General features: G+C 72.7%; 14 protein-coding genes. 7 read left to right on the plus strand and 7 right to left on the minus strand.

From position 1 onward, the window contains the following. Positions 1-111: 111 nt before the first annotated feature. The 4 genes from ACX27O_RS14240 (at position 112) to ACX27O_RS14255 (ending at position 3,003) form a co-directional block, all read left to right on the plus strand. A complete protein-coding gene (locus tag ACX27O_RS14240; protein WP_030338119.1) occupies positions 112-780 on the plus strand; it encodes a response regulator transcription factor in 669 nt (222 codons plus the stop codon). A gap of 55 nt (positions 781-835) precedes the next feature. Then, positions 836-1,999: a sensor histidine kinase gene (locus ACX27O_RS14245; protein ID WP_051708918.1), complete on the plus strand. Its 1,164-nt coding sequence runs from the start codon at positions 836-838 to the stop codon at positions 1,997-1,999. Between the two features lie 162 nt (positions 2,000-2,161). Continuing rightward, positions 2,162-2,569, plus strand: coding sequence for a VOC family protein (locus ACX27O_RS14250; RefSeq protein ID WP_285793700.1), 408 nt, complete (start codon positions 2,162-2,164; stop codon positions 2,567-2,569). Continuing rightward, positions 2,566-3,003 (plus strand): VOC family protein, encoded by a 438-nt coding sequence (locus tag ACX27O_RS14255; RefSeq protein WP_051708917.1) that lies wholly within the window; start codon positions 2,566-2,568, stop codon positions 3,001-3,003. Before ACX27O_RS14250 ends, ACX27O_RS14255 begins: the two co-directional genes overlap by 4 nt. A 65-nt stretch (positions 3,004-3,068) precedes the next feature. Here ACX27O_RS14255 and ACX27O_RS14260 read toward each other — a convergent pair whose 3' ends face one another. The 5 genes from ACX27O_RS14260 to ACX27O_RS14280 form a co-directional block, all read right to left on the minus strand. Further along, positions 3,069-3,914 (minus strand): hypothetical protein, encoded by an 846-nt coding sequence (locus ACX27O_RS14260; RefSeq protein ID WP_358128400.1) that lies wholly within the window; start codon positions 3,912-3,914, stop codon positions 3,069-3,071. Positions 3,915-4,084: 170 nt separating this feature from the next. Beyond that, entirely contained in the window at positions 4,085-6,154 is a 2,070-nt protein-coding gene (locus tag ACX27O_RS14265) for a 3-hydroxyacyl-CoA dehydrogenase NAD-binding domain-containing protein (protein WP_210859902.1), read from the minus strand. Next, positions 6,151-7,347: a thiolase family protein gene (locus ACX27O_RS14270; protein WP_030338108.1), complete on the minus strand. Its 1,197-nt coding sequence runs from the start codon at positions 7,345-7,347 to the stop codon at positions 6,151-6,153. Before ACX27O_RS14270 ends, ACX27O_RS14265 begins: the two co-directional genes overlap by 4 nt. A gap of 293 nt (positions 7,348-7,640) precedes the next feature. Continuing rightward, on the minus strand, positions 7,641-8,960 hold the full coding sequence (locus ACX27O_RS14275; protein ID WP_357633751.1) for a ribonuclease D: 1,320 nt from the start codon (positions 8,958-8,960) through the stop codon (positions 7,641-7,643). Positions 8,961-9,055: 95 nt separating this feature from the next. Next, positions 9,056-9,628: a DUF3000 domain-containing protein gene (locus tag ACX27O_RS14280; protein WP_030336243.1), complete on the minus strand. Its 573-nt coding sequence runs from the start codon at positions 9,626-9,628 to the stop codon at positions 9,056-9,058. A 148-nt stretch (positions 9,629-9,776) separates the two neighbouring features. On the opposite strand from ACX27O_RS14280, the gene hemE reads away from it, so the two are divergent. The 3 genes from hemE to hemQ are packed head-to-tail and all read left to right on the plus strand — an operon-like array spanning position 9,777 to position 12,990. Continuing rightward, positions 9,777-10,874 (plus strand): uroporphyrinogen decarboxylase, encoded by a 1,098-nt coding sequence (gene hemE, locus ACX27O_RS14285; RefSeq protein WP_210862286.1) that lies wholly within the window; start codon positions 9,777-9,779, stop codon positions 10,872-10,874. A gap of 5 nt (positions 10,875-10,879) precedes the next feature. Continuing rightward, the gene (hemG, locus tag ACX27O_RS14290) at positions 10,880-12,292 is read left to right on the plus strand and encodes a protoporphyrinogen oxidase (RefSeq protein WP_030336240.1); all 1,413 of its coding nucleotides are present in this window, start codon (positions 10,880-10,882) and stop codon (positions 12,290-12,292) included. Further along, a complete protein-coding gene (hemQ, locus tag ACX27O_RS14295; protein ID WP_030336238.1) occupies positions 12,289-12,990 on the plus strand; it encodes a hydrogen peroxide-dependent heme synthase in 702 nt (233 codons plus the stop codon). The genes hemG and hemQ overlap by 4 nt, the downstream gene beginning before the upstream one ends. A 51-nt stretch (positions 12,991-13,041) precedes the next feature. Here hemQ and ACX27O_RS14300 read toward each other — a convergent pair whose 3' ends face one another. Next, positions 13,042-14,142 (minus strand): lytic polysaccharide monooxygenase auxiliary activity family 9 protein, encoded by a 1,101-nt coding sequence (locus tag ACX27O_RS14300; protein ID WP_458939545.1) that lies wholly within the window; start codon positions 14,140-14,142, stop codon positions 13,042-13,044. A gap of 118 nt (positions 14,143-14,260) precedes the next feature. Then, a complete protein-coding gene (locus tag ACX27O_RS14305; protein WP_030336235.1) occupies positions 14,261-14,716 on the minus strand; it encodes a GNAT family N-acetyltransferase in 456 nt (151 codons plus the stop codon). Between the last annotated feature and the right edge of the window lie 3 nt (positions 14,717-14,719).

Below are 14,719 nucleotides of genomic sequence, written 5' to 3' on the forward strand. Positions count from 1 at the left end.
CCAGCATCGCGTACGCGGCGGAGGCCCGCAACGCCGACCGGTGCCCGCGGCGGGGGACGATGGTTGCCGGGCGGCACTAGGTTGTCGGTGGTCAGCAGCGAGGAGGCCGGGATGCGGGTACTGGTGGTCGAGGACGAGCGCAACCTCGCCGACGCGATCGCGCGCGGGTTGCGCAAGCGGGGGATGGCCGTCGACGTGGCGTACGACGGCGACGCCGGCCACGAGGCCGCTTTCGTCACCCGGTACGACGTGGTGGTGCTCGACCGCGACCTGCCCGGCGTGCACGGCGATCAGATCTGCGCGGACCTGGCGGCCTCCGGTGCGCTGACCCGGGTGTTGATGCTCACCGCGAGCGGCACGGTGGCCGACCGGGTGGAGGGGTTGCAGCTCGGCGCGGACGACTACCTGCCCAAGCCGTTCGCCTTCGACGAGTTGGTCGCCCGGGTGCAGGCGCTGGGCCGGCGGGCGACCCCGGCGGCGCCGCCGGTGCTCGAACTGGCCGACCTGGTGCTCGACCCGGCCCGCCGGGTGGCCACCCGCGCCGGAGTGCCGGTGGACCTCACCAACAAGGAGTTCGGGGTGCTCAGTGAGCTGCTCAAGGCGCGCGGCGCGGTGGTCTCCAGTGAGGAGTTGCTGGAACGGGTCTGGGACGCCAACACCGACCCGTTCACCACCATCGTCCGGGTCACCGTGATGACCCTGCGCAAGAAGCTCGGCGACCCGCCGCTGATCGAGACGGTGGTCGGCGCTGGCTACCGCACCGCCGAGGTAAATCTGTGAGCGCGAGGAGTGAGCCGGGTGTGCGAGCCCCGCAGTCGCGAACCGAGGTGGCACGGTGAGTCGCCGGTTGCGGCCCACCCTGCGGTTGCGGTTGACAGTGCTCAACGGGGTGCTGCTGATCGGCGCCGGAGCGATCCTGGTGCTGTTGGCGTGGCTGCTGGTCCGCGACGCGCTGCGCCCCACCGACGAGTTGGTGCCCGGCACGACAGTGCTGCTCTCCGACGGCCGGGAGTTGGACGCCGGCGAGTGGCAGCGGCAGTTGGTCGACGCCGCCTCGGGGGAGCTGCTGGCCAAGGGCCTGGTGGCGCTGTTGGCGATCAGCGTGGTCGGGGTGGCCGGGGCGTACGCGGTGGCGGGTCGGGCGCTGCGCCCCCTGCACCAGGTCACCGCGACCGCGCAGCGGCTCGGTGAGGCGACCCTGGACCAGCGGATCGGCTACTCGGGCGCCGACGACGAGGTGGCCGAGCTGGCGAAGACGTTCGACGACATGCTGGACCGGATCGCGTCCGCGTTCGAGGCGCAGAAACGTTTCGTGGCGAACGCCTCGCACGAGCTGCGTACCCCGCTCGCCGTGATGCGCACCGAGATCGACGTGACGCTCAGTGACGACGAGGCGGACGCCGCCGAGTACCGGCGGATGGCGACTGTGGTCCGGGACGCCTCCGAGCGGGCCAACAGCCTGGTGGACGCGCTGCTGGTGCTGGCGCGCAGCGAGGCACAGGCCGGTCGGCGGCTGGGTCGGCGGACGGAGTGCGACCTCGCCGCCGGCACCGCCAACGCCCTGTCGGCGATGCGCCGCGAGGTGGAACGGATCGGCCTGCGGGTGCAGACGTCGCTGAAGCCGGCGCCGGTCGTCGGCGACCCCGGCCTGCTGGACCGGTTGGCCGGCAACCTCATCGAGAACGCGGTCCGCTACAACCACCTGCACGGCCGGCTGTGGGTGCGCACCGGCACCGACGGCGAACGGTCCTGGCTGGTGGTGGGCAACACCGGCTTCGAGGTGGACCAGGCCGACGTTCCGGGGCTGTTCGAGCCGTTCCGGCGCGGTGGCCGGGAACGCACCGGCGCTCGCGGGTCCGGTCTGGGGCTGTCCATCGTCCGGGCGGTCTGCGACGCGCACGGCGGCACCGTACGGGTGGTCGCGCAGCCCGGCGGTGGTCTGGAGGTGACGGTGACGTTGCCGTCGGCGGACACCCCGGCGGTGCCCGCCGCCGGCTGAACGGGGTTGCGCGCGACGCTCACCCGCTGGCAAGATCACCGAGTCAGCTCAGAGAGTGAAGGGGGGTGCGTCGATGTCCACCAGTCAAGGCTCCGCACCCCTGGTCTTCGCAGGCTGACTCCGGGCGGCGGAGCGTCCTCATCCGAACATGGAGGACCACCCGTGTATCCACGGATCCGCAACATCAGTTTCGATTGTCACGACACGTACGCCCTGGCCGGCTTCTGGTCGGCGGTGCTCGGTTACGCCCGGCACGACGAGGACGCCCCCGGTGATCCGGAGGCGGCAGTGGTGCCGCCGGGCGGCACCACCCCCCACCTGTTCTTCCAGGAGGTGCCGGAGGAGAAGGTGACCAAGAACCGGGTCCACATCTGCCTGGAACCGGTCGACCGGACCCGGGACGAGGAAGTCGAGCGGGTGCTCGGCCTCGGGGCCACGATGGTCGCCGACCGACGGCTTGCCGACGGAACGGGCTGGGCGGTGCTCGCCGACCCGGAGGGGAACGAGTTCTGCGTGCTCCGCAGCGCCGGCGAACGTGTCGCCATCACCACCGTGGAGGACCACCAGTGAGCTCGACGATCCACAACATCAGCATCGACTGTTCCGACACGTACGCGCTGGCCGGCTTCTGGGCGCAGGTGTTCGACTGCCCCCGGCAGCCCGACGACTTCCCCGGTGACCCGGAGGCGATGCTCCTGCCGCCGGGCGGCCCGGAGGTGCTGTTCATCGCCGTGCCCGAGGGCAAGACGGTGAAGAACCGGCTGCACCTTGACCTGCAACCCGCCGACCGGACCCGCGCCGAGGAGGTCGAGCGACTGCTCGGCATCGGCGCGACGCTCGTCGCCGACCGGGTCAGCCCGACCGGCGGTGGCTGGGTGGTGCTCGCCGACCCGGAGGGCAACGAGTTCTGTGTGCTCGGCAACGCGGCCGAGCGGGCGGCGGCGGCAGCGGCGCGGGCCGCGGCGGCAGCGCTGGCCGCGTCGGAGGTCGCCGAACCGGCCTGACAGTCGACGTACGGCGTGGGCCCCGGTCACCGCAGGGGTGGCCGGGGCCCACTGTCTCGTACGGCTCAGGACTGTTGCTCGACCTGGCCCCGGATCGCGGTGAACTCGGCCTTGGCCTGGTCGGCGGACTTGAAGTACATCACCATCAGGCCCAGGCTGCCCCGGTCGGCCCAGACGCAGATGCCCAACGGCACGGTCTCGGCGTTCCCGTCGCCGCAGCGCGCCTCACCGCCGAGCGGGCCGGCGTCGACGGCCGTCATCTCGTTGACGGTCAGCTGCTTGGACAGCCCGTCGACGTAGGCGTCGAGTTCCTTCTTCGGGTCCGCCACCAGCCCGGACATGCCCGCGATCATCACGAGGTCCTGCTTCGTCGGGTCGCCGTAGAAGGCCGCGACAGTGCTCGTCTCGTTCCCCGCCGCCGTCTTCATCCCGCTGACCGCCTGCTCGGCGGCCGCCTCCAGCTCCGGGTTGGTGAGCTTCGGCCGGCCGGCGAGCGTGGCCGGCGCGACCACCCGGGTCTTGCTGGCGTCGAGCACGTCGTTCACCGGCCCCTTGGCGACGAACCAGATGATCGCCGCGCCGCCCAGGCAGAGCACCAGCACCACGGCCAGCACGATCAGCACGATCTTGCCGACGTTGGACTTTTTCGCCGGGGGCGGGCCGCCGGCCAGGTTCGGGTCACCGTACGGCTGGCCCGGCTGCGCGGGCGGGAAACCGGGCTGTGCGGGCGGGAAGCCGCCCGGCTGTGCGGGCGGGAACCCACCGGGCTGCGCGGGCGGGAACCCACCGGGCTGCTGCGGCTGTCCCTGCTGCTGCGGCGGCGGCCAACCGCCAGACTGCTGGCCCGGCTGCTGCGACGGGTCGGGGGAATCGTGCGGCGGGCCGTAGGGATTGGCCGGCGGCTGAGACATCAGTCAGCTCCAAGATGGGGGTGCAAAACGCGTGATCTTAACCCGCTGCGGAGCCCGCCGTTGACCCTGCGCAGACCCCCGTCCGACGGTCCGCTGATCACAAACGGTCGCGGTGGCCGGCCCGTCCACGAGGGACGGTCCGACCACCGCGATGGTGGTACTGCGATCGGTCAGGCCGGCAGGCTCGCCGCGCCGCGCGGCAGGAACCGCTGCCCGGTGACCCGCTCGGAGGTGCCGGTCCGGTCCAGGTACGGCGTGACGCCGCCCAGGTGGAACGGCCAACCGGCGCCCAGGATCATGCACAGGTCGATGTCCTGCGCCTCGGCGACCACACCCTCGTCCAGCATCAGCCGGATCTCCTGCGCGAGCGCGTCGAGCGCGTTCTGCCGTACCTGCTCTGCGGTCAGCGGCTGGTCACCGACCACGAGCAGCTTGGCGACGTCCTCGTTGACCTGGTCGTCGACGACGATCGGCTGACCCGAGTCGGCGATCCGCTTGAGGTTCTCGCTGACCCCGAACCGGTCCGGGTACGCGGCGTGCAGGGTGCCGCCCACGTGGTACGCGACGGCCGGCCCGACCAGCTGGAGCAGGGCGAGCGGGCGCATCGGCAGGCCCAGCGGGTCGAGTGCGCTGTTCGCCACGTCCAGCGGGGTGCCGGCGTCCACGGCGGCGAAGACGGTGCCCAGGAAGCGGGTGAGCAGCCGGTTGACCACGAACGCCGGGGCGTCCTTGACCAGCACGCTGGACTTCTTCAGCTGCTTGCCGACCGCGAACGCGGTGGCGAGGGTGGCGTCGTCGGTGCGCTCACCCCGGACGATCTCCAGCAGCGGCAGCACCGCCACCGGGTTGAAGAAGTGGAAGCCGACCACCCGTTCCGGGTGCTCCAGCTCGGCGGCCATCTCGGTGATCGACAGCGAGCTGGTGTTGGTGGCGAGCACCGCCTCCGGAGAGACGATCTTCTCCAGCTCGGCCCAGACCTGCTTCTTGACGCCCAGGTCCTCGAAGACCGCCTCGATGACGAAGTCGGCGTCCGCGAAGGCGCTCTTGTCGACAGTGCCGCTGACCAGGCCGTACAGCTTGGCGGCGGTGTTCTTGTCCATCCGGCCCTTGGTGACGGCCTTCTCGATCTGCGTGTGCACGTAGCCGACGCCCTTGTCCACCCGGGACTGGTCGAGGTCGGTCATCACCACCGGCACCTGGAGGCGGCGGGCGAACAGCAACGCCAGCTGGCTGGCCATCAGGCCGGCACCGACGATGCCGACCTTGGTGACCGTGCGGGCCAGGCCCTTGTCCGGTGCACCGGCCGGGCGCTTGGCCCGCCGCTGCACCAGGTCGAAGGCGTACAGGCCGCTGCGCAGCTCCTCGGAGAAGACCAGGTCCGCGAGGGCCTCGTCCTCGGCGGCGGTGCCGGCGGCGAAGTCGCCGTCCTTCGCCGTCTCCAGCAGGTCCAGCGCCTTGTACGCGGCCGGAACCGCGCCGTGCAGCCGCTGGTTCAGCGTCTCCCGGGCGAAGTAGAGCACGCCCGCCCACATGTCCTTGTCGACCTCGGGCCGGGTCACCGTGACCTGGCCGCGCACCACACCGGAGGCCCATTCGAGGGACCGCTCCAGGAAGTCGGCCGGCTCCAGCAGCACGTCCGCGATGCCCAGCTCGGCAGCCTGCTTCGGCTTGAGCATCTTGTTCTGCATCAGCGGGTTCTGGATGATCACCTGGGTGGCGGCGGGGATGCCGATCAGGTTCGGCAGCAGCTGGGTGCCGCCCCAGCCGGGCACCAGGCCGAGGGAGACCTCGGGCAGGGCCAGGGCCGCCGCCCCACCGGAGAGCGTCCGGTAATGGCAGTGCAACGCCAGCTCCAGGCCGCCGCCCATCGCCGCGCCGTTGACGAACGCGAACGTGGGCACCGTGCTGTCCTTGAGCCGGGCGAAGACCCGGTGGCCGAGCCGGCCGATCTCCAGCGCCTGCGCGCGGTCGGCGAGCTGCGGCAGGCCGACGATGTCCGCGCCCACGCAGAAGATGTACGGCTTGCCGGTGACCGCGATGAACGCCGGGTCGGCGGCGAGCGCGGCGGTGATCGCCTCGTCCAGGCTGGCCAGCCCACCCGGCCCGAAGGTGTTCGGCTTGGTGTGGTCGAAGCCGTTGTCGAGCGTGATCAGGGCGGCCGGCCGGTCCAGCCCCGGTACGTTCACCTGGCGCAGCAGCGCCCGGGTGACGACCTCGTTCGATGCGGCGAGCGTGCTCACTTGTTGCCCTCCGTCCAGTGCGGGTTCTCCCAGATGACAGTGCCGCCCATGCCGATGCCGATGCACATCGCGGTGAGGCCGTAGCGGACCTCGGGGTGCTCGGCGAACTGGCGGGCCAGCTGCGTCATCAGCCGCACGCCGGAGGAGGCGAGGGGGTGGCCGATGGCGATCGCGCCGCCCCACTGGTTGACCCGCGCGTCGTCGTCGGCGATGCCGAAGTGGTCGAGGAAGGCGAGCACCTGCACGGCGAACGCCTCGTTCAGCTCGAACAGGCCGATGTCGTCGATGCTGAGCCCGGCCAGGCGCAGCGCCTTCTCCGTCGACGGGATCGGGCCGACGCCCATCACCTCGGGCTCGACGCCGACGAACCCGAACGACACCAGCCGCATGGCGACCGGCAGCCCCAGCTCGCGGGCGGTGGCCTCGTCGGCCAGCAGACTCGCGGTGGCGCCGTCGTTGAGGCCGGCCGCGTTGCCCGCGGTGACCTTGCCGTGCGGGCGGAACGGGGTCTTCAGGGTGCCCAGCTTCTCCAGCGAGGTGTCCCGGGGCGCCTCGTCAACGGTGGCCAGACCCCAGCCGCCCTCGGCGTCGCGGATCGACATCGGGACCAGGTCGTCCTGGAGCTTGCCGTTGGCGTACGCCTTGGCGGTCTTCTGCTGCGAGGCGAGCGCGAACGCGTCGGTGCGTGCCTTGGTGATGTGCGGGACCAGGTCGTGCAGGTTCTCCGCGGTGGCACCCATGACGAGCGCGGACGGGTCGACGAGCTTCTCCGCGACGATGCGCGGGTTGGGGTCGACGCCCTCACCCATCGGGTGGCGGCCCATGTGCTCCACGCCACCGGCGATGGCGACGTCGTACGCGCCCATGGCGATGCCGCTGGCCACGGTCGTGACGGCGGTCATCGCGCCGGCGCACATCCGGTCGATGGCGAAGCCGGGGACGGTCTTGGGCAGCCCGGCCAGCAGGGCGGCGGTGCGGCCGATGGTGAGGCCCTGGTCGCCGATCTGGGTGGTGGCCGCGATGGCGACCTCCTCGACCCGCTCCGGGGGCAGCTGCGGGTTGCGACGCAGCAGTTCCCGGATGCAGCGGATCACCAGGTCGTCGGCGCGGGTGTTGGCGTACATGCCACCCGCCTTGCCGAACGGGGTACGGACGCCGTCGACGAAGACGACATCGCGAACTTCACGGGGCACTTGAGCCTCCTAATCGACCATGATCCGGCCGTCGCGCCGGGAGGGCGCGCCGGACCGAACAAGGGTCGCCGACACGGGCACGTTTCCCTCGAATGCTACTCGCCAGTAACCAACCCGTCGCCACCCCCACCTGTGGCCCACCCCACATCCCTCACCCCTGAACCCCCCAACCCCCCACCCCACCCCCGCCCGTCCAGCCTCCGGCGATCATGAGCTTGACGGGGCTGTGGATCTCCCAAAGGCCCGTCAACCTCATGATCACCCGGGCTCGGGGGGTGGGTGTGGGGGTGGGGTTAGGGGGTGGGGGTCAGGGCTTCGGTCAGGTCGGGGGTGAGGAGGTTGATCTGCCACTCTCGGGCGTTGAGGCCGCGCAGGGTCTCCGCCACCGACTCCGGGGTGATCTCCTCCGGTGGGGTCCAGGCCAACCGGCGGATCGAGTCCGGAGTGATCAGGTTCTCCGGCGGCAGGTTGTGCTCACCGGCGATGCGGATCACGACCTCCCGGCAACGGGCCAGCCGACCCGCCGCCACCGGGTCCCGTTCGGCCCACCGGTGCGGCGGAGGCGGGCCCTCCACCGCCGGCGAGACCGGCAGGGAATCCTCCGGCAGCTGCCGGGCGTCGTCGAGCGCGGCCAGCCAGGTGCGGGCCAGCCGACGGACCGACCGACCACCGAAGCCGGGCAGGGTCAGCAGGGCCTTCTCGTCCTTCGGGTCCAGCTCCGCCGCGGCGATGATCGCCGAGTCGGGCAACACCCGCCCGGGAGCGGCGTCCCGCCGGGCCGCGATCTGGTCCCGGGCGTACCACATCGAGCGGACCCGGGCCTGGGCCCGCGCCCCCCGCAGCCGGTGGATGCCCGAGGTGCGCCGCCACGGCTCCGCGCGCACCCGGGGCGGGCGGGCCCCGGTGCGGACCAGCGCGGCGAACTCCTCCGCGGCCCAGGCCGACTTGCCCTGCCGGGTCAACTCCGCGTCGAGCGCGTCCCGCAGGTCGGTGAGCAGCTCCACGTCGAGGGCGGCGTACGTCAGCCACGACTCGGGCAGCGGTCGGCTCGACCAGTCGGCCGCCGAGTGGTGCTTCTCCAGGGTGAACCCGAGCAGCTGCTCGGTGAGCGCGGCCAGCCCGACGCGTTCGAAACCGGCCAGCCGGGCCGCCAGTTCGGTGTCGAACAGTCGGCGCGGGCGCAGCCCCACCTCGGCCAGGCAGGGAAGATCCTGGCTGGCCGCGTGCAGAACCCACTCGGCCTCACCGATCACCGCGTCCAGCGCGCTGAGGTCGGGCAGCGGCAGCGGGTCGATCAGCGCCGTGCCCGAACCGGCCCGGCGCAGCTGCACCAGGTACGCGCGTTGGCTGTAGCGGTAGCCGGAAGCGCGTTCGGCGTCCAGGGCGACCGGGCCGGTGCCCGCCGCGAAGCGGGCCACGACCTCGGCGAGCTGGGCCGGGGCGGCCACCGGATCGGGGGTGCCGTCACGCGGGGCGGTCAGCGGAACTGGCCCACCGTCGGCCGGGTCAGCCCCCTCGCCCGCCGGCTGCGGCTGGGCCGACGGCGGGTGCTGGGGCGCGTTTCCCGGAAGTTCCTCGGTGGGCCGACGGCGCAGGGGTGGTTCGTCGGTCACCTGACAACCCTAGTGCGCGCGGAGATCCGGTGGGTGCAGCCGGTCCGGCGTGTGTCGGCCAGGTGTCCGCAAAGTTGCCAGCCGCATGCCGACCATCAGGCCGCGCCGGCCGGACGCCGGTCGGAGAGGGCGGTGACACCGGGCGGGGGGAGGCCGGCGGTGGAGGCGAGCAGCGCGCACCAGCCGAGCAGATGCGGGGTCAGGTCGTCGTCGACCGGCGTCCAGGACGCGCGGATCTCGATGTCACCGATGGTCGGTGGCCCGGCAAGATCGCCGAACCGGGTCGACATGGTCTGCGTCACCGTCCCGCCGATCGCGCGGTGGCCGGCGTCCTGGGCGTCCAACGCGTCGGTCAGCCACGTCCAGCCGACCCCGGGCAGCAGCGGGTCGGCGGCCAGGTCGACCTCCAACTCGGCGGTCACGTAGGTGACCAGCCGCAGGGTGCCCTGCCACGCCTCGTGCCCGGCCGGGTTGTGCAGCAGGATCAGCCGACCGGTCGCCACCTCGTCGTCGTCGCGCAGCACCGTCGCGGAGAGCGCGAACGCGTACGGGGCCAGCCGCTGGGGAGCGCCGACCTCCTCCAGGGTGATCTCCGGCCGGGGGGCGGCCGACCGCAGCCCGGCGACCGCGCGGGCGAACGTCTCCGGGAGCGCGATCGGGGGGGCCATGGTGGCAGCCTATGCCGACGTCCGCCCGCCGCTTCGACGGCGCGCCGACGCTCACCGAGGGCCCCCACGCCGGTTCGGGGGTAAGGAACGGTGCCCTTCCTCTCACCCCCACCCGGTTGGGGCTGGTGGGCGTGGCACGATTGCGGCGATGAGCACGGACACCACGGGCACTGTCGCCCGAGACGGAGACCCACGCCCCGGCGGACCAGCCGACTCGCCCTTCATCCGGGCCTGTCGTCGCCGCCCCGGCCCGCACACGCCCGTCTGGTTCATGCGCCAGGCCGGCCGCTCCCTCCCGGAGTACCGGGAGATCCGGGCGAGCGTGCCGATGCTGGAGTCCTGCCGCCGGCCGGAGCTGGTCACCGAGATCACCCTCCAGCCGGTGCGCCGGCACGGGGTGGACGCGGCCATCCTGTTCAGCGACATCGTGGTGCCCGTCGCCGCGGCCGGGATCGACCTGGACATCGTGCCGGGCACCGGCCCGGTCGTCGCCGAGCCGATCCGCACCGCCGCCGACGTGGAGCGGATCCGCCCGATCACCCGCGACGACGTCCCGTACGTGGACGAGGCCGTCCGGCAGTTGGTGGTCGAGCTGGGCGACACCCCGCTGATCGGGTTCGCCGGTGCGCCGTTCACGCTGGCCAGCTACCTGGTCGAGGGCGGGCCGTCGCGCACCCACGCGAAAACCAAGGCTCTGATGTACGGCGACCCCGAGCTGTGGCACGCGCTCTGCGCCCGGCTGGCCGAGGTGACGCTGGCGTTCCTGCGGGTGCAGATCGAGGCCGGGGTGTCCGCCGTGCAGCTGTTCGACTCGTGGGCCGGCGCGCTCTCCGAGGCCGACTACCGCCGTTTCGTGTTGCCGCACTCGACAGCCGTGCTGAGCGGGTTGGCGTCCGCCGGGGTGCCGCGGATCCACTTCGGGGTGGGCACCGCCGAGCTGCTCGGCGCGATGGGCGAGGCCGGCGCGGACGTGGTCGGCGTCGACTGGCGGACGCCGCTGGACGTGGCCACCGGCCGCATCGGCCCGGACAAGGCGGTGCAGGGCAACCTGGACCCGTGCGTGCTGCTCGCGCCGTGGCCGGTCGTGGAGGCCGAGGTGCGCCGCATCCTGGAGCAGGGCCGGGCGGCCCCCGGGCACGTCTTCAACCTCGGCCACGGGGTGCTGCCGGAGACCGATCCGGAGGTGCTGACCCGGGTGGTCGCGCTGGTGCACGAACTGTCCAGCCGCCGAGCCGACCAGGGCTGAGAAACGTGACGCGGCAGCCCTGGCGGGTGGCGGTGGTCGGCGGCGGGATCGCCGGGCTGGCCGCCGCGGTCCGCTTGCGCGACCGCGCACCGGCCGGCACCGAGATCACCGTGTACGAGCAGTCCGGCGCGCTGGGCGGCAAGCTGCGTACCGGGGAACTGGCCGGTCAGCCGGTGGAGTTCGGCGCGGAGTCGTTCCTGATGCGCGACCCGACGGGCGCCGAGAGCGCGGCGGTGGCGTTGGCCCGCCGGCTCGGGCTGGCCGAGAGGATCGTGCACCCCACGGTGGGGCAGGCCGCGCTGGTCGTCGACGGAGGGCTGCGCCCCATCCCGGGCGGCACCCTGGTGGGCGTACCCGGGGATCTGGATCGGGTGGCCACCGTCGCCCGCCCGGCCGCGGACGCCGACACCGACGGTGGCCGGCCGCTGGTCGGGCCGGACGAGGACGTCTCGGTCGGTGCGCTGGTCCGGTCCCGCTTCGGGGACGAGGTGGTCGATCGGCTGGTCGACCCGATGCTGGGCGGCGTGTACGCGGGCCGCGCCGACGATCTGTCCCTGGTCACCACGATGCCGGCGCTGGCCCGGACGGCCCGGGTGGAGCACACCCTGGTCGGCGCGGTCCGGGCCGCGCAGGCCGCCGCGCCGCGGGTGCCCGGCGCCCCGGTCTTCGGCACCCTGGTCGGCGGGCTGAGCACCCTGGTCGAGGCAGCGGTGACGGCCAGCGGCGCGACGGTACGGCGCGACGCCGCAGTGCGTGAACTGACAGCGACCGGCACCGGTTGGCGGCTCACCGTCGGCCCGACCCGGGACCCGGAGCTGGTGGACGTGGACGCCGTGGTGCTGGCGGTGCCGGCGCGACCGGCCGCCCGGCTGCTCGCCGGCGCGGCGCCGGCGGTGGCGGCGGGCGTCGGCGCGTTGGACTACGCGAGCGTCGCGCTGGTCACCATGGCGTTGCCGCAGCCGCGCCTGCCCGAGCTGTCCGGCTTCCTGGTGCCGAGCACCGAGGGGTTGCTGATCAAGGCGGCGACGTTCTTCACCACCAAGTGGGGGCACCTGCGCCGGCCGGACGGGTTGGCGGTGGTGCGCGCCTCGGTGGGCCGGTACGGCGAGGAGTCGCAGCTTCAGCGCCCGGACGCGGACCTGGCGGCCACCGTGCACCGCGAGCTGTCGGCGGTGCTCGGCACCCCGCTACCCGCCCCGGTCGACGGGCACGTGCAGCGGTGGGGCGGGGCCCTGCCGCAGTACGCGCCGGGGCACGCCGACCGGCTCGCCGCCGCGCGGACGGCGTTGCGGGCCGCGCACCCCACAGTGGCCCTCGCCGGCGCCGGCTACGACGGCGTCGGTATCCCGGTCTGCGTCCGCTCCGGCGAGACGGCGGCCGAGGAGATCATCACAGCACTGGGAGGATCGGCGAGATGACCGAGCAGACCAACGCGGCCCGGTTGCGGGAGCTGAACGACAGCATCCGCTACACCATGTGGTCCGTGTTCCGGGCCAGCGCCCCGCTGCCGTCGCTGCGGGACAACGTCACCGGCGAGGTCGAGTCCCTCTTCGAGGAGTTGGCCGGCAAGGACGTGGTGGTCCGGGGCGTGTACGACGTCTCCGGGCTGCGCGCCGACGCGGACGTGATGATCTGGTGGCACTCCGCGTCCAGTGACGCGTTGCAGGACGCGTACCTGCGGTTGCGTCGCACCACGCTGGGGCGGGCGCTGACGCCGGTGTGGTCGCAGATGGCACTGCACCGGCCGGCGGAGTTCAACAAGAGCCACATCCCGGCGTTCCTGGCCGGCGAGGAGGCCCGCGCCTACATCTGTGTGTACCCGTTCGTCCGCTCGTACGAGTGGTACCTGCTGCCCGACGCCGAGCGGCGCGAGATGCTGGCCGAGCACGGGAAGATGGCCCGCGGCTACCCGGACGTGCGGGCCAACACTGTCGCCTCGTTCGCGCTCGGTGACTACGAGTGGATGCTCGCCTTCGAGGCCGACGAACTGCACCGGATCGTCGACCTGATGCGGGACCTGCGCGCCTCCGGCGCCCGCCGGCACGTCCGCGAAGAGGTCCCGTTCTACACCGGCCGCCGCCGCTCGGTGGCCGAGATCGTCAACTGCCTGGTCTGACGCCCGCCGGCCGGCGCCGCACCCCCGCCCGGGTGCGGCGCCGGACGGGGGTCAACTGGTCGTCGTACAGGAGACCAGCGGAACCGGGTTGCTGCCGTTCCACGAGCCGAGGAATCCGAACGTGGTGCTCGCTCCGGCGGCGAGGGTGCCGTTGTGCGCGGCGTTGCGCGCGGTGACCTGCGTGCCGCTGCTGCTGACCGTCGCGTTCCACGAAGACGTGACCTGCTGGCCGTTGGCGTAGTTCCAGGTGACCGACCAGCCCCGGGTGGGTGAACCGCCAGCGGTCACCTTCACGTCGGCCTGGAAGCCACCGGACCACTGACCGGTGACCTGGTACGTCGCCGTGCAGGCACCGGCCGGCGGCGGGGTCGTCGGCGGGGGTGTCGTCGGCGGCGGGGTGGTGGGCGGCGGGGTCGTCGGCGGGGGAGTGGTCGTCGGCGGGGTGGTCGAGCCGCCGCCGAAGTCGACGTCGCTGCACAGGTAGTACGACTGGTCGAAGTGGCTGGCCTGCCAGACGGTGTAGACGATGTGCCGCCCGGTGCGTCCGGGCGCGCTGACCGGGATCTGGATCGAGACGCCACCGGTGTCCGGGTCCCACTGCGAGGCCGGGGTGTTGCCGATCTGGCCCGCCAACTCCAGGTTGCCCCAGCCCAGCGGTTGGGTGGCGGAGTTGAAGCCCTGCTTGGTCACGTACACCCGGATGTAGTCGGCTCCGTGACTGGCCTGGTCGAAGAAGCGCAGCCGGAAGTTGTTCGACACCGCCGTGGTCTTCCAGGCGCCGACGGTGTCCAGCGCGTTGTAGCGGGGGCTCTGGGTGCGTCCGCCGCTGCACAGCTGGCCGTCGGGGACGGCGGCCTGGTGGTTGCCCCCCACGCCCTCGCGGAACAGGCCGTTCCAGTTCCACATGGCGGCCGGGTCGGCCTGCCAGGCCTGCCAGCACATCGGGTCCTCGGTGGCCATCCGAGGGTTCTGGAAGTCGCCGCCCCACCGCTGCCAGCAGCTGTAGTTGCGCGAGGCCGGGTCGACGACCGAACCGTGCGCCGAGGCGGGCTTGGTCAGCACGGTGGTCAGTGCGGTCGTCAACAGGAGCGTGGTGGTCGCCACGATGGCGAACAGCCAGAGCACGCGTCGTGATCGGGTGAGAGTGGACATGGAGCCCCCGGGGGGATGAGGTCGGACGTCGACACCCGGATCGCCGGGAGTTGCCCACTCCCAGGCCTCATCGCTGGCTCCCGCGACGGCGCTACCCGGCACGATGCCAGTTTGATCGTCACACGTCAATGGGTTCGCGTCGCATCGGCGTGTGCGGGATGCCGTCCTCGACGTACTCGGGGCCGCTGACCGCGAAGCCGTGCCGGGCGTAGAACCCAACCAGGTGCGACTGGGCCTCCAGCACGCACCGCCGGTTGCCCACCACCTCCAGCGCCGCGCTCATCAGCCGGCCGGCGTGTCCGCCGCCGCGCGCCGCCGGGGCCACCACCACCCGACCGATCCGGGCGGTGCCGTCCGGGTCGGCCAGAATCCGCAGGTACGCCAGGGGCGCGCCGCCGTCGGTGAGCCAGAGGTGGCGGGTGCCCGGCTCGACGTCGCGCCCGTCGAGCTCCGGGTACGGGCAGTTCTGCTCCACCACGAACACGTCGATGCGCAGCTTGAGCAGGTCGTGGAAGGTGCGGGTGTTCAGGTCGGCGAAGGAGGCCGTCCGGACCTCGGTGGTCTGCTGGGGCATCCA

The organism is Micromonospora sp. SD19 (assembly GCF_054462275.1).

Excerpts from the sequence above, each read along its gene's own strand:
- ACX27O_RS14305 (WP_030336235.1), bottom strand. The coding sequence starts at position 14,716 with ATGCCCCAGCAGACCACCGAGGTCCGGACGGCCTCCTTCGCCGACCTG.
- ACX27O_RS14260 (WP_358128400.1), bottom strand. The coding sequence starts at position 3,914 with ATGTCTCAGCCGCCGGCCAATCCCTACGGCCCGCCGCACGATTCCCCC.
- ACX27O_RS14240 (WP_030338119.1), top strand. The coding sequence starts at position 112 with ATGCGGGTACTGGTGGTCGAGGACGAGCGCAACCTCGCCGACGCGATC.
- ACX27O_RS14300 (WP_458939545.1), bottom strand. The coding sequence starts at position 14,142 with ATGTCCACTCTCACCCGATCACGACGCGTGCTCTGGCTGTTCGCCATC.
- hemQ (WP_030336238.1), top strand. The coding sequence starts at position 12,289 with ATGACCGAGCAGACCAACGCGGCCCGGTTGCGGGAGCTGAACGACAGC.
- hemE (WP_210862286.1), top strand. The coding sequence starts at position 9,777 with ATGAGCACGGACACCACGGGCACTGTCGCCCGAGACGGAGACCCACGC.
- ACX27O_RS14280 (WP_030336243.1), bottom strand. The coding sequence starts at position 9,628 with ATGGCCCCCCCGATCGCGCTCCCGGAGACGTTCGCCCGCGCGGTCGCC.